The sequence below is a fragment of the Enterobacter cloacae complex sp. 382A5 genome (assembly GCF_050031095.1).
Lineage (GTDB): Bacteria > Pseudomonadota > Gammaproteobacteria > Enterobacterales > Enterobacteriaceae > Enterobacter > Enterobacter cloacae.
In genome coordinates this window covers 1,366,452-1,384,529 of the sequence record NZ_JBLGVK010000001.1, presented here as the reverse complement: position 1 = coordinate 1,384,529, position 18,078 = coordinate 1,366,452, and the positions used below count along the sequence as shown (strand labels likewise).

At 58.6% G+C, this 18,078-nt stretch carries 15 protein-coding genes; 4 read left to right on the top strand and 11 right to left on the bottom strand.

What is annotated here, in order from left to right; all coding sequences use genetic code 11:
- Positions 1-52: 52 nt before the first annotated feature.
- Positions 53-2,068 carry an excinuclease ABC subunit UvrB gene (uvrB, locus tag ACQG2G_RS06540; protein WP_061771603.1) on the bottom strand — a complete coding sequence of 672 codons (2,016 nt, stop codon included), beginning with the start codon at positions 2,066-2,068 and terminating at the stop codon, positions 53-55.
- A gap of 751 nt (positions 2,069-2,819) precedes the next feature.
- On the opposite strand from uvrB, the gene ACQG2G_RS06535 reads away from it, so the two are divergent.
- Entirely contained in the window at positions 2,820-3,542 is a 723-nt protein-coding gene (locus ACQG2G_RS06535; protein WP_013097498.1) for an ABC transporter ATP-binding protein, read from the top strand.
- On the opposite strand, the gene bioD is transcribed toward ACQG2G_RS06535, so the two are convergent.
- From bioD to bioB, 4 genes are read right to left on the bottom strand one after another with little or no spacing between them, the layout of a single operon-like run.
- Complete coding sequence (bioD, locus tag ACQG2G_RS06530) at positions 3,505-4,206, bottom strand: dethiobiotin synthase (protein WP_020685271.1); 702 nt, start codon at positions 4,204-4,206, stop codon at positions 3,505-3,507. The genes ACQG2G_RS06535 and bioD overlap by 38 nt on opposite strands.
- The gene (bioC, locus tag ACQG2G_RS06525) at positions 4,199-4,954 is read right to left on the bottom strand and encodes a malonyl-ACP O-methyltransferase BioC (protein WP_061771602.1); all 756 of its coding nucleotides are present in this window, start codon (positions 4,952-4,954) and stop codon (positions 4,199-4,201) included. Before bioC ends, bioD begins: the two co-directional genes overlap by 8 nt.
- Positions 4,938-6,095, bottom strand: a complete 1,158-nt coding sequence (gene bioF, locus ACQG2G_RS06520) for an 8-amino-7-oxononanoate synthase (protein WP_061771601.1) — start codon at positions 6,093-6,095, stop codon at positions 4,938-4,940. Before bioF ends, bioC begins: the two co-directional genes overlap by 17 nt.
- Positions 6,092-7,132, bottom strand: coding sequence for a biotin synthase BioB (gene bioB / locus ACQG2G_RS06515; RefSeq protein WP_014831141.1), 1,041 nt, complete (start codon positions 7,130-7,132; stop codon positions 6,092-6,094). The genes bioF and bioB overlap by 4 nt, the downstream gene beginning before the upstream one ends.
- Positions 7,133-7,200: 68 nt before the next feature.
- On the opposite strand from bioB, the gene bioA reads away from it, so the two are divergent.
- A complete protein-coding gene (gene bioA / locus ACQG2G_RS06510) occupies positions 7,201-8,508 on the top strand; it encodes an adenosylmethionine--8-amino-7-oxononanoate transaminase (RefSeq protein WP_058683713.1) in 1,308 nt (435 codons plus the stop codon).
- Between the two features lie 48 nt (positions 8,509-8,556).
- On the top strand, positions 8,557-9,033 hold the full coding sequence (locus ACQG2G_RS06505; protein WP_013097504.1) for a kinase inhibitor: 477 nt from the start codon (positions 8,557-8,559) through the stop codon (positions 9,031-9,033).
- Positions 9,034-9,119: 86 nt separating this feature from the next.
- On the opposite strand, the gene hutH is transcribed toward ACQG2G_RS06505, so the two are convergent.
- From hutH to hutI, 5 genes are all read right to left on the bottom strand, one after another.
- Positions 9,120-10,640, bottom strand: a complete 1,521-nt coding sequence (gene hutH / locus ACQG2G_RS06500) for a histidine ammonia-lyase (protein WP_248078728.1) — start codon at positions 10,638-10,640, stop codon at positions 9,120-9,122.
- Positions 10,637-12,325, bottom strand: coding sequence for a urocanate hydratase (hutU, locus tag ACQG2G_RS06495; protein WP_029882491.1), 1,689 nt, complete (start codon positions 12,323-12,325; stop codon positions 10,637-10,639). Before hutU ends, hutH begins: the two co-directional genes overlap by 4 nt.
- 127 nt (positions 12,326-12,452) lie before the next feature.
- Positions 12,453-13,187: a histidine utilization repressor gene (locus ACQG2G_RS06490; protein WP_013097507.1), complete on the bottom strand. Its 735-nt coding sequence runs from the start codon at positions 13,185-13,187 to the stop codon at positions 12,453-12,455.
- 19 nt (positions 13,188-13,206) lie between these two features.
- Positions 13,207-14,142 (bottom strand): formimidoylglutamase, encoded by a 936-nt coding sequence (gene hutG / locus ACQG2G_RS06485; RefSeq protein WP_061771567.1) that lies wholly within the window; start codon positions 14,140-14,142, stop codon positions 13,207-13,209.
- Positions 14,139-15,359: an imidazolonepropionase gene (gene hutI, locus ACQG2G_RS06480; protein ID WP_061771568.1), complete on the bottom strand. Its 1,221-nt coding sequence runs from the start codon at positions 15,357-15,359 to the stop codon at positions 14,139-14,141. Before hutI ends, hutG begins: the two co-directional genes overlap by 4 nt.
- Positions 15,360-15,583: 224 nt before the next feature.
- Between hutI and ACQG2G_RS06475 the strand changes: the two genes are divergently transcribed.
- Positions 15,584-16,867: a putative acyl-CoA thioester hydrolase gene (locus tag ACQG2G_RS06475; RefSeq protein ID WP_038986074.1), complete on the top strand. Its 1,284-nt coding sequence runs from the start codon at positions 15,584-15,586 to the stop codon at positions 16,865-16,867.
- Between the two features lie 107 nt (positions 16,868-16,974).
- Here the strand turns inward: ACQG2G_RS06475 and pgl are convergent, their stop codons facing one another.
- A complete protein-coding gene (gene pgl / locus ACQG2G_RS06470) occupies positions 16,975-17,970 on the bottom strand; it encodes a 6-phosphogluconolactonase (RefSeq protein WP_061771569.1) in 996 nt (331 codons plus the stop codon).
- Positions 17,971-18,078: the final 108 nt, after the last annotated feature.

Below are 18,078 nucleotides of genomic sequence, written 5' to 3'. Positions count from 1 at the left end.
CACCCATCCTGGCCCTCTCCCACCGGGAGAGGGCGAAAACACGCTGCTTTACCTAAGATGCGGCGATGAAAAGATCCCGCAGCTGATGCAGCTGGTCGCGAATTTGCGCTGCCTCTTCGAACTCCAGGTTCTGGGCGTGCTGCATCATCTGCGCTTCCAGCTCGTGGATTTTCTGCTGCAGCGCTTTCGGTGTCAGCGCGACGGTATCTTCCTCCACCACGGAACGCGCCTTGCCGCGTCCTTTCGCTTTGGTCTTCGCAATGTTCTGACCCAGGGCCAGAATATCCACCACCTTCTTGTTCAGACCCTGCGGCGTAATGCCATGCTCTTCGTTGTAGCGCTGCTGTTTCTCGCGACGGCGTTCCGTTTCGCCAATCGCTTTCGCCATCGACGGGGTGATTTTATCGCCGTAGAGAATCGCTTTACCGTTGACGTTACGCGCGGCGCGGCCAATGGTCTGGATCAGCGAGCGCTCTGAACGCAGGAAGCCCTCTTTGTCGGCGTCGAGGATTGCCACCAGCGAGACTTCCGGCATATCCAGACCTTCTCGCAACAGGTTGATCCCCACCAGCACGTCAAACTCGCCCAGGCGCAGGTCGCGGATAATTTCCATACGCTCCACGGTATCGATATCCGAGTGCAGATAACGCACCTTCTCGCCGTGTTCTTCCAGATATTCAGTCAGGTCTTCCGCCATACGTTTGGTCAACGTGGTGACCAGCACGCGCTCGTTGATTGCCGAACGGGCGCGGATCTCGGAGAGCAGATCGTCCACCTGCGTCGCAACCGGACGGACTTCGATCACCGGATCCAGCAGCCCTGTCGGACGAACCACCTGGTCAACCACCTCATCGCCCGATTTCTCCAGCTCGTAGTTGCCCGGCGTCGCCGAAACGTAAATGGTTTGCGGTGCCAGCGCTTCAAACTCTTCAAACTTCATCGGACGGTTGTCCAGCGCCGACGGCAGGCGGAAGCCGTATTCCACCAGCGTCTCTTTACGCGCGCGGTCACCGCGATACATCCCGCCGATCTGCGGGATCGTGACGTGGGATTCGTCGATCACCAGTAACCCGTCCGCCGGAAGGTAGTCAAACAACGTCGGCGGCGGCTCGCCCGGCCCACGGCCAGAGAGGAAACGGGAGTAGTTTTCGATGCCGGAGCAGTAGCCCAGCTCGTTCATCATCTCCAGATCGAACTGGGTACGCTGGCTCAGGCGTTGCTCTTCCAGCAGCTTATTGTTCGCCAGCAGCACCTTACGGCGTTCCGCCAGCTCCTCTTTGATCTCTTCAATCGCCTGCACAATACGCTCGCGTGGCGTTACGTAGTGCGTTTTCGGGTAGATGGTGTAACGCTGAATAACGGACTCGACGTGGCCGGTGAGCGGGTCGAACAGCGACAGGCGTTCCACCTCTTCGTCAAACAGCTCAACGCGCAGGGCAATGTCGTCCGATTCCGCCGGGAAGATGTCGATAACCTCGCCGCGCACGCGGAACGTACCACGCTGGAACGCCTGGTCGTTACGGGTGTACTGCAGCTCCGCCAGTCGGCGCAAAATCGCACGCTGATCGATGATCATCCCCTGCGTCAGGTGCAGCATCATCTTGAGGTAGAGATCCGGGTCGCCCAGACCGTAGATGGCAGACACCGACGCGACCACCACCACATCACGACGTTCCAGCAGCGCCTTCGTCGCCGAGAGACGCATCTGCTCAATGTGTTCGTTCACCGAGGCATCTTTCTCGATGAAGGTGTCAGAGCTCGGCACATAGGCTTCTGGCTGGTAGTAATCGTAATACGAGACGAAATACTCGACGGCATTCTCCGGGAAGAACTCTTTCATCTCGCCATACAGCTGCGCCGCCAGCGTTTTGTTGGGCGCCAGCACCATGGTGGGGCGTTGCAGATCCGCAATGACGTTGGCGATGGTGAAGGTTTTACCCGAACCGGTCACCCCCAGCAGCGTCTGGTGTGCCAGCCCATCTTCCAGCCCCTCTTCAAGACGACGGATCGCCTCAGGCTGGTCGCCAGAAGGACGGAAAGCAGAATTCAGTTTGAACGGTTTACTCATGGGCGACAACCTGGTGATGTAAAAAGCGGCAGGTGAGTAATTTTACTCGTTGTGGCCAGGAATGCCAGTAAAAAACACTGGATGTAAAACCAGTAGCGTGTCACGATATTTAGCATAGCACCCGAAGGATTAGCGTATTCCCGGTCAAAATTTCGACTGAGACGACATAAAACACCAGCCCTACCCGGTTATCCCCAGAACATTTTCATTTTTAACATTTGTCAAGCCAGGTAATGGTAGTTTTATGGCAACCGGTGACACTTTTATGACGGCAATTGATTTTATCTAACCAGTTAAATCTTAAAGGATATTTTCCAGAGCCGCGTTTCGCGTCAATTTGGGCGTAACCCGCGTCTTCTCTCGCTTATCGCGTGTTTTCTAACTCTAATGCACATGGTTATCCACAGGAATAGTGGATAACTGCGTCCAGCCCATACAGACTGCCGCTCAGCAAATTCCCGGTTTTTCCCACGAGGCGGTGACAAAAAATTTTTATCGCTAATTTTTGCCAATCAACCGTTGCGTTATTCATAACCAATCAATGAGATCTTGCTCACAATTCAGCCATTTCAGTCCCTGCACCACCGCTAACAGTTCTGGCACTGAGACAGTGCAATCCGCTTATCGATCGGTCGTTTTGCGACGGCATTATCCTAAAAAAGCCTCTTTTTTAATCAGTTCAACGGTTCTGGCAGGAGATTTGCAGATTCATTAACGAGCCTCACCCACATACATTTTTAAGGAGAGAAAGATGTTGAGTCTGCGTGCAGTCAATCAGTTTTACGGAAACCAACATACGCTATGGAATGTCGATTTGGATTTACCGCAGGGCTTATGCACAGGGGTGATTGGCCTGCCCGGCATGGGAAAAACCACCCTCATCAACTGCATCACCGGCGCGTTACCGGTGCAGAGCGGAACCATCGTCTGGCACGAAGCCGGTGCCCCGCCCTGTGATTTACTGCGTCAGGCACCGGATCAACGCGCGCTGCCGGGGATTGGCTACGTGCCACAGGACCGACGGATTTTTTCGCAACTGACCATTGAGGAAAACTTGCACATCGCCATGCGGGCGACAGGGGCAACGGACACGCGTGCAAAAAGCGATGTCTATGACCTGTTCCCGCAGCTGTGGGCGCTGCGACAAATTCGGGCGAACGGGCTCTCCCCGGACGATCAGTATCAGCTGGCGCTGGCTAACGCGCTGGTCAACCGACCGCGGGTATTGATTCTGGATGAGCCGCTGCAGGGCGCAGGGTACAGCTTTGCTCAGAAGCTGGGCCATCTGCTGGCGAGGCTTAATCGTGAGCTGGGGATGACGGTGTTATTAGCCGAGCAGCAACTGTCGTTTATCCGCCGGGTAGTGGATCGCTTCTGTATGCTGTATCGCGGGCGTAACGTGGCCCAGGGCCACGTTACCGAGCTGGATGACGAGCTTATTGCCCACTGGATGTCGCGGGAAGCAAGGCACTGAGGTCGAGGTAATGTCCGGTGTCGGCGTGCTCAGCACCGTCCGCAAGCCATGGGATCTCCCCCAGGAACGGCGCGGGAAGCACTCGCCTGAGCGTGGCCAGATACTCCTGGTGACGCTTACCGGGTGCGACCACGTCGTTGGCTATCCAGCCCGCCAGACGCAGCCCGGCCTGCTGAACGGCCTGTGCCGTTAACATGGCGTGGTTGATACAGCCGAGCTTCACCCCGACCACGAGGATCACCGGAAGCTGCTCGCGCTGGACCCAGTCCGCAAACGTCAGTTCGTCCGACAGCGGCGTAAACCACCCCCCTGCGCCTTCCACCAGCACCCAGTCAGCCTGGCGTTCCAGTGCGCGCAGGCCGTCCGAGAGCACGGAAAACGCGATGGGGCGGCCTTCGTCGGCGCTGATAATGTGCGGCGATGTCGGCTCGGCAAAGGTATAGGGATTCACCGCCGCATAGTCCAGCGGCAGCGTGCTGTTACGCTGCAGCGCCAGCGCGTCGGTATTGCGTAACCCCTGTGCCGTCATCTCACTTCCGGAGGCGACGGGCTTGTACCCGGCGGTGGTTTTGCCCTGCAGACGAGCCGCCTGCAACAGCGCGGAACTGGCCACCGTTTTACCCACTTCGGTATCCGTTCCGGTGACAAAATAACGTTCAGTCACGTTCGATAATCCCATGAAAGAGTTGATAAGAGAGCGGGAAAGTGCCCCGCCGCTGCGGCCAGGCCAGCTCCAGGCGCTGCAATTGCCCGCGCGTGAGCGGTTTTCTCTCGCGCCCGTCATGCAGATGCGTAGCGCCAATGCCCTTCAGCGAGCGCATGGCACTGAACGCATCGCTAAAGTTCAGCGTGATGGTCTGCACCTGGCTTTGATAGCGCCAGCCCGTCAGCGCGTCCGTCACCTGTTCATACGCTAAAAAGCGGTTGGCGTGCGGCTGTTCGTCTACCGCTTTCCATGCCTGATTCAGCTCGGGCAGCGAGCTTTCCAGCAGGGTGGTAAAGGCCACCTTTCCGCCCGGACGCGCCACGCGATACAGCTCGTTTAACGCCTGCGAAAGGCTACTGCACCACTGTACCGCCAGGTGACTCCACACCAGATCGAACTGCGCATCCGGCAGCGGAAGCGACTCAATATCGCCAGTCAGATAGCGGTCAGCCGCCTGTTGCTGTCGCGCCTCGTCCAGCATCTGCTCAGAGAGATCGAGTGCGGTAACGTGGCTTCCGGCGTCGCGCCAGTAGCGGCTGTTGCCGCCGGGGCCGCATCCGGCATCCAGTACGTACCGGAAACGACGCGCACCGAGTAGCTCAAGCAGCCCCTGAGCGCTCTGACGCTGAAGCTCATCATGCTGAGAATAACTGCGTGCAGCCCGGCCAAACGCCGCCGCAATGGCCTGTTTATTGACTGGCGACATGGAGAGCCTCCAGCAGCGCATCGATATCTTCCGCTTTGTGCGCCGCCGTCAGCGTCAGACGCAGACGCGCCGTACCCGGCGGCACGGTGGGCGGACGGATGGCCGTGACCCACATTCCCCGTTCGCGCAGCGTTTGTGCCAGCGCGAGCGCACGGTTGTTTTCCCCCACGATAACGGGCTGGATGGCGCTCTGCGAATCGGTGCTTTGGAAAGGAAGCCGATCCAGACCCTGACGGAAACGCTGAATATGTTCTGCCAGACGCGCGCGCCGTTCAGCCCCCTCTTCACCGCGGATCACCTCCAGCGAGGCAGAGAGCGCCACCGCCTGCGCAGGCGGCATACTGGTGCTGTAAATCAGATGTCGGGCGAACTGCAGCAGATAATCGGCGACGGACTCGCTGCACAGCACGGCGGCCCCGCTCACGCCAACGCCTTTGCCAAAGGTGACGATCAGCAGTTCCGGCTTCACGCCCTGCTGACTGGCGCTACCGCGACCGTCCTCACCCATCACGCCAATACCGTGGGCATCATCCACCAGCAGCCAGGCGTTTTGCTGTTTCGCAACGTCAGACAGCGCACGAAGCGGCGCGTTGTCGCCATCCATGCTAAACACTCCTTCCGTCACCACCAGCTGTTGTCCGGCACAGGGTTTATCCAGCAACGTGGCGAGCGAAAGCGCATCATTGTGGGCAAAGCGCCGCAGCTGTGCCGGGCTGAGACTCGCCGCCTCCAGCAAAGAGGCGTGGCTTAAGCGATCCGCGGCGATACGATCGTCCTTGCCCATCAGCGCGGCAATCACCGCCTGATTGGCGGCAAAGCCGGAGATGAACAGCAGCGCGCGCGGATAGCCCAGCCAGTCGGCAAGCGTCTCTTCCAGCCCCTGATGCGCTGTTGTATAGCCGCTGACGTGCCCCGAACCGCCGCTGCCCACGCCGTAGTGTTCCGCCCCCTGCTGCCAGGCGCGAACAATCGCCGGATGCTGGCTCAGGCCGAGATAATCATTGCTGGAAAAATTACAGTACTGCCGCCGGGCGTGGGTCAGAAAACGGCCTGCACCGTTTTCCACTACCCTGCGAACGCGAAAAGCATCCCGCGCCCGGCGCTCTTCCAGCGCGGATTGAATACGAGCCTGCCAGGTCATACGGATGCCGCGTTGTAGAACTGTTCGGTATCGGCGTTGAAAATCTGCTGCTCCAGCTGCTGCTGTTGCTCGTTATCTCCCGCCAGCACCTCGGTCTGATGCGGGTTCAGCCCCAGCTTGCGGAACAGCTGGACGTCTTTGTCCTCTTCCGGGTTCGGCGTGGTCAGCAGCTTGCAGCCGTAGAAGATGGAGTTAGCGCCAGCCATAAAGCACATCGCCTGCGTCTGCTCGTTCATCTGTTCGCGACCGGCAGAAAGGCGGACGTATGAGGTTGGCATCATGATGCGCGCGACCGCGATGGTGCGGATAAAATCAAACGCATCGACATCCTCGTTATCCGCCAGTGGCGTGCCTTTGACCTTCACCAGCATGTTGATTGGCACGCTTTCCGGCGGGGTCGGCAGGTTCGCCAGTTGCAGCAGCAGACCGGCGCGATCTTTCACCGTCTCGCCCAGCCCCACAATCCCGCCCGAGCACACTTTGATGCCCGCTTCGCGCACTTTGTCCAGCGTATCCAGACGCTCCTGATAGGTACGGGTGGTGATGATGTTGCCGTAAAACTCTGGTGAGGTGTCGAGGTTGTGGTTGTAATAATCCAGCCCTGCAGCAGACAGGCGCTGCGCCTGCTCTTCGTTCAGCGTGCCGAGGGTCATACAGGCTTCCAGCCCCATCTCTTTGACCCCTTTCACCATCTGCTCCAGATACGGCATGTCACGATCGTGTGGGTTTTTCCATGCCGCCCCCATGCAGAAACGGGTAGAGCCCGCGTTTTTCGCCTTACGCGCGGAGTCGAGCACCTGCTCCACTTCCATCAGACGTTCGGATTCCAGCCCGGTTTTATAGCGCGCGCTCTGTGGGCAATATTTGCAATCTTCCGGGCAGGCGCCGGTCTTGATCGACAGCAGCGTACTGACCTGAACATGGCGCGGATCGAAGTGCTGACGATGCACCTGTTGGGCTTCGAACATCAGCTCCAGGAAAGGTTTATTGAATAATTCAGTGACTTGCGACATCGTCCAGCGTGCGTGGTGAGCCATGGGGCTTCTCCAAAGGGTTTTGTTAATTTTCGGTTCGGTTTATACTCGTAAACCTAAAACTTTTCAAAATGGTTTACAAGTCGATTATGACCCAGGACGATCTCGCCTTCGACCAGCAGCATATCTGGCACCCTTACACCTCCATGACTCGCCCGCTTCCGGTCTACCCGGTGGCCTCGGCCCACGGCTGCGAACTGCACCTTGCCAGCGGCGAGCCGCTTGTTGACGGTATGTCATCCTGGTGGGCGGCCATTCACGGGTACAACCACCCGCGTCTGAATGCCGCGATGAAAGCGCAGATTGAGCAGATGTCGCACGTGATGTTTGGCGGCATTACCCATCAACCGGCGGTTGATCTCTGCCGTCGTCTGGTGGCGATGACGCCCGATGCGCTGGAGTGCGTGTTCCTTGCCGACTCCGGCTCGGTGGCGGTGGAAGTGGCGATGAAAATGGCGCTGCAGTACTGGCATGCCAGGGGGGAATCCCGTCAGCGATTCCTGACCTTCCGCAACGGCTACCACGGCGATACCTTTGGCGCGATGTCGGTGTGCGATCCGGATAACTCCATGCACAGCCTGTGGAAGGGGTACCTGCCGGAAAACCTGTTTGCCCCGGCCCCGCAGAGCCGTTTCGACGGTGAGTGGAATGAAATGGACATGGTCGGCTTTGCGCGGCTGATGGCTGCCCACCGCCATGAGATTGCCGCCGTGATCCTCGAACCGATTGTTCAGGGTGCTGGTGGGATGCGCATGTACCATCCCGAGTGGTTAAAACGCATTCGTAAAATGTGTGACCGCGAGGGCATCCTGCTGATTGCCGATGAGATCGCCACCGGATTTGGCCGCACGGGTAAGCTGTTTGCCTGCGAACATGCGGATATTACACCGGATATCCTGTGCCTGGGGAAAGCGCTGACCGGCGGTACCATGACGCTCTCCGCCACCCTTACCACCCGCCAGGTGGCCGACACCATCAGCGACGGCGAAGCGGGCTGCTTTATGCATGGCCCGACCTTTATGGGCAATCCGCTGGCCTGCGCGGTGGCAAACGAAAGTCTCGCGATCCTGCAAAACGGCGAGTGGCAAACGCAGGTTGCGGCGATTGAGGCGCAGCTGAAAGAAGAGCTCAGTGCCGCCTCGGGGGCGAATTTCGTGGCGGACGTGCGCGTGCTGGGTGCCATCGGCGTGATTGAGACCACCCATCCGGTGAATATGGCGGCATTGCAGCGCTTCTTTGTAGAGCGGGGTGTCTGGGTGCGGCCTTTCGGCAAACTTATCTACCTGATGCCACCGTATATCATCACGGCTGAACAGCTACGCTCGTTAACCGCCGCGGTGGTTGAAGCCGTTAACATTCCGGCGCATTTCACGATTTGACCCTATGCGTTACACTTCCTGAACGAGTGAATAACGAGGGCAAACCGTATGAAAATCATCAGTAAAGATCTGCGCGACGGCGAAAAACTGCCTGAACGCCACGTCTTCAACGGGATGGGGTATCAGGGAGATAATATCTCTCCGCATCTGGCATGGGACGATGTGCCGGCGGGCACCAAAAGCTTTGTGGTCACCTGCTACGACCCGGATGCGCCAACCGGCTCCGGCTGGTGGCACTGGGTTGTGGCCAACCTGCCCGCCGATACGCGCGTTCTGCCGCAGGGTTCCGGCTCCGACCTGGTCGCCCTGCCGGAAGGCGCCATTCAGACGCGCACCGATTTTGGGAAAGCCGGTTACGGTGGCGCGGCGCCGCCAAAAGGGGAAACGCACCGCTATATCTTCACGGTTCACGCGCTGGATGTAGAGAAGATTGAGGTCGACGAAGGGGCGAGCGGCGCGATGGTAGGGTTTAATGTGCATTTCCATTCGCTGGAGAGCGCGTCGATTACGGCGATGTATTCGTAAAAAAAAGCCGGGTGGCGGCTACGCCTTACCCGGCCTACATTTCGGATTCGTAGGCCCGGTAAGCGCAGCGCCACCGGGCAAAAAAATCACAGCACCGAAGGCAACAACCCCACCAGACGCCCCTCTTCCTGAAGCTGCATCGCCTTATCAATATCCGGCGCAAAGAAGCGGTCATCATCGTAATGCGATACGTGCTCACGCAGCGCATGACGTGCCTGCTCCAGCAGCGGGCTGGACTTCAGCCCTTCACGCAGATCGATCCCCTGACACGCCGCCAGCCATTCCACTGCCAGCACGCCACGGGTATTGGCGGCCATCTCCCACAGACGACGTCCGGCAGCCGGAGCCATCGAGACGTGATCTTCCTGGTTGGCAGAGGTTGGCAGGCTGTCCACGCTGTGCGGATGCGACAGCGCTTTGTTTTCGCTCGCCAGCGCTGCGGCCGTCACCTGGGCAATCATAAAGCCTGAATTCACCCCGCCGTTGCGCACCAGGAACGGTGGCAGCTGGGACATATGCTTATCCATCATCAGCGCAATGCGCCGCTCGGACAAGGCGCCCACTTCGGCAATCGCCAGCGCGATGTTATCCGCCGCCATCGCCACGGGCTCGGCGTGGAAGTTACCACCGGAGACCACCTCGTTTTCCTGGGCGAACACCAGCGGGTTATCGGACACCGCGTTGGCTTCCACCAGCAGCACTTCTGCGGCCTGGCGCAGCTGCGTCAGACACGCGCCCATCACCTGCGGCTGACAGCGCAGCGAGTACGGATCCTGTACCTTGTCACAGTTATGGTGCGAATCAGCAATCTCACTGGTCTCCGTCAGCAGATGGCGATACATTGCGGCAGCGTCAATTTGCCCGCGCTGGCCGCGTACGTCATGAATACGCGCGTCAAACGGACGACGCGAGCCCAGCACCGCCTCCGTGGTCAGCGCACCGCACACCACGGCCGAGGCGAACAGATCTTCGGCTTCAAACAGACCACGCAGCGCAAAGGCCGTGGAGGCCTGCGTGCCGTTAAGCAGCGCCAGCCCCTCTTTTGCCGCAAGGGTGATTGGCGCTAGCCCGGCCTTTTTCAGCGCCTCTTTTGCCGGGAGCCACTCTCCCTGCCAGCGCGCCTGGCCTTCCCCCAGCAACAGCAGTGACATATGCGCCAGCGGGGCGAGATCGCCAGAGGCGCCAACAGAGCCTTTGGCGGGGATCCACGGATAGACTTCCGCGTTCACCAGCGCTATCAGGGCCTGGATCACGCTCAGACGAATGCCGGAGAAGCCGCGCGCCAGACTGTTAATTTTGAGCACCATCATCAGACGGACAATCTCGTCGTCCAGCGGCTGGCCAACGCCTGCGGCGTGGGAAAGCACCAGCGAACGCTGGAGATTTTCCAGATCGTGCGTGGCAATGCGCGTCTGCGCCAGCAGACCAAAACCGGTGTTGATACCGTAGGCGGTACGCCCCTCAGCAATGATGGCTTCAACGCAGGCCACGCTGTCGTTAATGGCGGCATGGGCGCTTTCATCCAGCGAGAGCGTGACCGGCTGACGCCAGACGCTTCGCAGCTGTTTGAGTGTCAGTGAGCCGGGAGTGAGTGTTAACGCGTTCATTCATGCTTTCCTTGTGTGGCAGGGATCATCGGCAGGTTCAGTCCCTGCTCTGTGGCACATTCAATGGCAATCTCGTAACCCGCATCCGCGTGACGCATCACGCCGGTTGCCGGGTCGTTGTGCAGCACGCGTGCGATACGCGCGGCGGCTTCATCCGTTCCGTCACAGACGATAACCATCCCGGAATGCTGGGAGAAGCCCATCCCCACGCCACCACCGTGGTGCAGCGATACCCAGGTCGCGCCGCTGGCGGTGTTGAGTAAGGCATTCAGCAGCGGCCAGTCGGAGACCGCGTCTGAGCCGTCGCGCATGGCTTCGGTTTCACGGTTCGGGCTGGCGACGGAGCCAGAATCCAGATGGTCGCGACCAATCACAATCGGGGCTGACACTTCGCCGCTGCGCACCATTTCGTTAAAAGCCAGACCCAGCTTTTGCCGCCACTCCAGCCCAACCCAGCAGATACGCGCCGGCAAGCCCTGGAAGTTAATGCGCTCGCGGGCCATATCCAGCCAGTGGTGCAGGTGTTCATCGTCCGCGACAATTTCCTTCACTTTGGCATCGGTTTTGTAGATATCTTCCGGGTCGCCGGACAGGGCCACCCAGCGGAACGGACCGATACCGCGACAGAACAGCGGACGAATATAGGCTGGGACAAATCCCGGGAAATCAAAGGCGTTGCTGACGCCCATCTCTTTTGCCATCTGGCGGATGTTGTTGCCGTAATCGAAGGTCGGAATGCCCATCTCGCTGAACGCCAGCATGGCGGAGACGTGTTCTGCCATCGAACGCTTAGCGGCCAGTACCGTGCCTTCAGGATCGGTTTCGGCTTTTTGCTGGTAGGCTTCCCACGTCCAGCCTTTTGGCAGATAACCGTGCAGCGGATCGTGGGCGCTGGTCTGGTCGGTGACGAGGTCAGGGCGAACGCCACGGGCCACGAGTTCCGGCAGGATCTCTGCCGCGTTGCCGCACAACGCTATCGATACCGCTTTACCTTCCGCAGTGTATTTTTTGATACGCGCCAGCGCGTCATCGAGGCTGTCGGCCTGTTCGTCAACATAGCGGGTACGCAGACGGAAATCGATGCGGCTCTGCTGGCACTCAATGTTCAGCGAGCAGGCGCCAGCCAGCGTCGCGGCCAGCGGCTGTGCACCGCCCATGCCACCCAGACCCGCGGTCAGTACCCAGCGGCCTTTCAGCGAGCCGTTGTAGTGCTGACGACCGGCTTCGACGAAGGTTTCATAGGTGCCCTGCACAATCCCCTGGCTGCCAATGTAGATCCAGCTACCCGCGGTCATCTGGCCATACATCGCCAGCCCTTTGGCATCCAGTTCGTTAAAGTGTTCCCAGGTCGCCCAGTGTGGGACCAGGTTAGAGTTGGCAATCAAAACGCGCGGCGCGTTTTTGTGGGTTTTAAACACGCCGACCGGCTTGCCGGATTGCACCAGCAGGGTTTCGTCGTGTTCCAGTTCGGTCAGGGCCTTAACAATGGCGTCATAGCATTCCCAGTTGCGCGCGGCGCGGCCAATGCCGCCGTACACCACCAGCTCGTGGGGGTTTTCCGCAACCTCAGGATCAAGGTTGTTCATCAACATGCGCAGTGGTGCTTCGGTGAGCCAGCTTTTGGCGGTAAGGGTGGTGCCGCGCGCGGCGCGGACATCCTGCTGACGGTATTTACCTGACGACATTGTGTGCTCCTCATACGGGACAGATGATGCATTTAGATATACTTGTATAGACAAGCACACACAAGGTCAGATTTAACAAAAAAGATACAATTTTGTTATATTGCGTTAGCTATCACGCTTTTAAAACTTATGACATAAAGTGGCCCTGCAACCGATAGCGGCTACCGGGGAACAGCAGTCTTGCATGCGACACAATCTGCGCGGATGACCAGGTGCGGCGGCGGATCAGCAGGCAGGGATCGTGCTCTTTGATACGCAGCAGCTCGCACTCCTGCGGCGTCGCGCGCACCGCTTCCACAATATGCTCCCCTTCCGTCAGCGGTGCGACAAGCGAGAGAAAGGCATGCGGCGTGGTTTGGGTGTAATCCTGGTCCAGATAGTCCGGTATCCGTTCGGCGTTTACGCAGCGATCCTCAATCTGCACCGGCACGTCATTTTCGAAATGCACCATTACGGAATGGAAGATCCGGGTTCCCTCCTTGACGTTCAGTACCGCAGCCTGTTCGGCGCTGGCCTGCGTCTCTTCAAGCACCAGCACTTCGCAGTGGTGCTGATGGTTTCGCGACGCTATCTCGTCCGCAATGCTGCGGATTTCAAACAGCGCCGATTGTCCTTTCGGCTCCGCCACAAACGTCCCGACCCCCTGCAGACGCACCAGCAGGCCTTCGTCGGTTAGCTCGCGTAACGCCCGGTTGATGGTCATCCGGCTAAAGCCAAACTGCGCCACCAGATCGGCTTCAGAGGGAATGCGGTCATGCGGCCGCCAGACGCCGGTGGCGATTTTTTCGCTGATCGTCTGCTTCACCTTTTCGTAGAAAGGCGCGGGAGAGCCGGACGGCGGCTGAGGTGAGCGTGAGAACATCGTGACTCCTTAAATGTTGTTATGCCCACCAGTGAGCAATTTGCCAGGCCAGACGGGCGGCAAGCTTCGCCCCCTGTCCGTCCCGATCGTAGTGAGGGTTAAATTCTACCAGATCGGCGGCCTGCAGTTTTCCGCTACGGCAAATGCGCTCGATCGCGGGCAGGAGATCCCGCGCAGGCACGCCTAACGCCGCGGGGGCTGACACGGCGGGCATCTCGGCTGCGGGCAGAACGTCCAGATCAATGGTGAGGTAAACACGATCGGCCTGCGCCAGCACCTGTTCCAGGGCTGATAGCGCATCCCGGTGGAAATGCAGATCGTCCACCAGCGTGGCGTTAAGCCGTTCAGCCTCGTCAAACAGCGCCTGGGTGTTCGCCGCGCGGCTGACGCCAAAACAGGCGTACTCAAATTCCCGCGCGTGGTCAGCACAGTAGTTCGCCAGCTGACGAAACGGGGTGCCGGAGGTGGCCCGTTCGGCCTTGCGCAAATCAAGATGCGCATCCAGGTTGATGACCGCCACGCGCTCATTCGGGAACGCCTCAAGGATACCACGGCCGTGGGCCCAGGCGGTCTCGTGTCCGCCGCCCAACACCAGCGTACGCATGCCAGCCTGCTGACAGGTCACCACGGCATCGCTCAGTGCCTGTTGGCCCTCTTCCAGTTGGTCATCCTCAACGTAAACCGACCCCATGTCCACCAGCCGTTCGTGGCCGGAATGCGTTGCCATGTTCGCCAGCGCCTTACGCAGCACGTCGGGAGCCTGCGCCGCACCCTGCCTGCCCTGATTACGCCTTACTCCTTCATCACAGGCAAAGCCTATCAGCGCAATCGCGGATGAAACCGGGGTAAATTGCGACGGCTGGCGTATGGTCTGAAAAATACGTTTTGCGTTGCTGGCCTCGGCGCTGTCGTCGCGCCCCTGCCAGACGGTCTTAGCAACGGGCTGCCAACTCATACTGCCTCCCCCCGGAAAATGCGTTGATACAGCGGATTGCGTCCCGGCTCGTAAACTATTTCTACCGGATGGTCTGCATCCCAGACGATAAAATCAGCCATAAAACCGGCCTTTAACTGCCCGTGCGTTGTTCCACGCCCCAGCGCTTGCGCGGCATGTCGCGTGACGCCAGCCCAGGCCTCTTCAGGCGTCAGGCCAAACTGTACGCAGGCCATGTTCATGGCCAGATGAATGCTCGCGAACGGGCTGGTGCCGGGGTTGTAATCCGTGGCGACCGCCATCGGTACGCCCTGCGCCCGGAGCTGTTCAACCGGTGGACGCTGACGCTCCTGAAGAAAATAGAACGCGCCAGGCAGCAGTACCGCGACCGTGCCGCTTTGCGCCATGGCCTGAACACCCTTCTCATCCAGGTATTCGATATGATCGGCAGATAACCCTTTAAATCGGCTGACCAGCGCCGCACCGCCCAGGTTAGAAAGTTGCTCCACGTGCCCTTTCACCGGAATACCCCGTGCGCGGGCGGCCAGGAAAAGCCGCTCGGTTTGTGCTGGCGTGAAGCCGACGTTTTCACAAAAAACATCCACCGCTTCGAACAGCCCTTTTTGCCACAGTTCGGGCATGATCTGCTCGCACACCAGTGTGAGGTACGCTTCTGGATCGTGGCGGTATTCCGCCGGAACCGCATGCGCGGCCAGCAGGGTTGGGCTGATCTCAACCGGATTACTCAGGCTGAGCTGGCGTGCGACCTGCAGCATTTTTTCTTCAGCCGCGGCGTTAAGACCGTAGCCGGATTTGATTTCCAGGGTGGTCACCCCTTCATTCATTAACCGCTCCAGCCGCTGCTGCGCCAGTGTAAGCAAATTTTCCGGCGAACTGTCGCGGGTTGCCGAGACGGTGGCGTTAATTCCGCCCCCCTGTGCGCTGATGGTCTGGTAGGAGACACCGTTGAGACGCTGCTCCCACTCCGCCGCGCGATTGCCGCTAAACACCAGGTGGGTATGGCAGTCGATAAGACCCGGCGTAACCAGGCGTCCACCGAGATCGACGCATTTATCATGCCCGGAAGGGAGCTCTGCTTCAGGAATTACGGCCAGAAGGGTTTGACCGCGCACCACAAGGGCATGATGCGCTTGCAGGCCATACGATTCTTCACCAGGAACCATTGTCGCCAGTCGCGCATTTCGCCATATCACATCGTCGGGATGAAGTTGCAGCATAAGCCTTTCACTTGTCATGGGTTGTATAGACATTTATTTTCATCTGCTGGCTGCTGTCAACCGCCTTTATGAAAATGTTATTTATTTGTGACGACTTTCCCGCCCCCTGCGGGCGAAAAATGCAACTTTTCCCCTTTTTATCTTCCCGTTTCGCTCAACTTAGTATAAAAAAGCAGGCTATTTCGTCTATCTCGTTTAAGACTTGCATACCCAGGAGCTTCACCTTGAACATTTCCAGGATTTCCCGTCTGGCGTTGGCACTCGCCTTTGGCGTGACATTATCCGCATGCAGTTCAACGCCACCGGATCAGCGACCTTCTGAGCAGGTCGCGCCAGGCACCGCGTCCCGTCCGATTTTGTCCGCTGATGAAGCGAAAAACTTCGATCGCGCGCACTACTTCTCCGCGATGGATCCAAACGCTGCGCCGTGGACGCCGTCTTCTATTAACCTGCCAAAGCAGCCAAACTTTGTTGTGGGTCCGGCAGGGGCGCAGGGCGTGACGCATACCTCTATCCAGGCTGCGGTTGACGCTGCCATCACCAAACACAGCGCATCTCGCCAGTACATCGCGATCATGCCAGGTGAATATGAAGGTACCGTTTACATTCCGGCAGCACCGGGCAGCATCACCCTTTACGGTCTGGGCGAAAAAGCCATCGACGTTAAAATTGGTCTGGCGATTGATTCCGAAATTGACAGCACCACCTGGCGTCACCTGGTCAACCCGGCGGGTAAATACATGCCGGGCAAACCGGCCTGGTATATGTTTGATAACTGCCAGAGCAAGCGTGCCGCTACCATTGGCGTGATGTGTTCTGCGGTCGTCTGGTCTCAGAACAACGGTCTGCAACTGCAGAACCTGACCATTCAGAACACCCTGGGCGACAGCGTTGATGCGGGTAACCACCAGGCCGTGGCGCTGCGTAGCGATGGCGACAAAGTGCAGATCAACAACGTGAACATTCTGGGTCGTCAGAACACCTTCTTCGTGACCAACAGCGGCGTACAGAACACCCTGCAGAATAACCGTCTGACCCGTACGCTGGTGACCAACAGCTACATCGAAGGTGATGTGGATATGGTCTCCGGTCGTGGCGCGGTGGTATTTGATAACACCGATTTCCGCGTCGTGAACTCACGTACCCAGCAGGAAGGTTATGTGTTTGCACCTGCGACACAGTCTAACCTGTTCTACGGCTTCCTCGCCGTCAACAGCCGCTTCAACGCCTCCGGTGACGGCGTGGCGCAGCTGGGTCGCTCCCTGGACGTGGACTCTGCAACCAACGGTCAGGTTGTGATCCGCGACAGCGTTATCAACGAAGGTTTCAACGTGGCAAAACCATGGGCTGACGCCGCCATCTCCAAACGTCCATTCTCCGGCAATACCGGTTCCGTGGACGATAAAGGAAACGTGCAGCGCAACCTGAACGACGCTAACTTCAACCGCATGTGGGAATACAACAACCGCGGTCTGGGTAGCAAAGTGGTTGCTGAGCCGAAGCAGTAATCTTTTTTTGCCGGGTGGCGGCTTCGCCTTACCCGGCCTGTCCGTTAATGCAGTACCACCGGGCATAAAAAAACCTCGCGTTCGCGAGGTTTTTTGTTTTAAGCCGCTTAGTGAGCGTTTACCACTACCCACATTGGCCCCTGGCCTACCGCATAGCGCCCTTTCTCTTCCAGCAGGCCCTGCTCGCCTTTGATTTCGTACAGGGCGATGTGGTGAGACTTCTGCCCCGCTGCAATCAGGTATTTACCGCTGTGATCGATATTAAAGCCACGCGGCTGCGTTTCCGTCGGCTGGAAGCCTTCTACTGCAAGCACGCTGCCGTCTTCCGAGACGCTAAAGATGGTGATCAGGCTGGAAGTACGGTCACAGGCGTAGAGATGGCGACCATCCGGCGTAATGTGAATATCCGCCGCCCAGCGGGTATCCGAGAAGTCAGACGGCATCATATCCAGCGTCTGCACGCACTCAATCTGCCCGTTAGGATCTTTCAGTTCCCAGACGTCCACTGAACTGTTCAGCTCGTTGACCACGTAGGCGTACTGCTGGTTTGGATGGAAGACCATATGACGCGGGCCTGCCCCCTCTACGGTGGTCACTTCAGCCGGATTCTGCGCCACCAGGTGACCATCGTCGCTCAGGGTAAACAGGCAGATACGATCCTGCTTCAGCGCCGGTACCCACAGCGTGCGGTTATCCGGAGAGATGTTCGCCGAGTGGCAACCTTCCAGCCCTTCCACCACATCCACGGTGTCGACCGGAATGCCCTCTTCCAGACGCGTCACGCTGACACAGCCCGCGTTATAGGAGCCGCTGAAAACAAAGTTGCCCTGGCGATCGGTTGAGATGTGGGTTGGGCTACCCGGCAATGGCGCTTCCGCAGTGTAAGTCAGCGCGCCGTCATCCGGAGAGATGCGGTAGGCCAGCACGCGAAACTCCGGGCGCACACCCACGTACAAGAAACGTTTATCCGGGCTGATCGCCATTGGTTGTACCTGACCAGGCACATCAACAACCTGCACCAGCGTGAGGGTCCCCTCGGCATTTAAACGCCAGACGTGGATCTGCTGGCTTTCAGGACTGGCGGTATAAACGGTTTGTTTCATGAATATTCACTCCTCACTGCGCATGAAAGTAGTTAACTTTTGACGGTGAATGCTGAATTGTCGACGGGAATTTTGACGCGTTCGCCTCTCGGTGTACCATCCCATCAG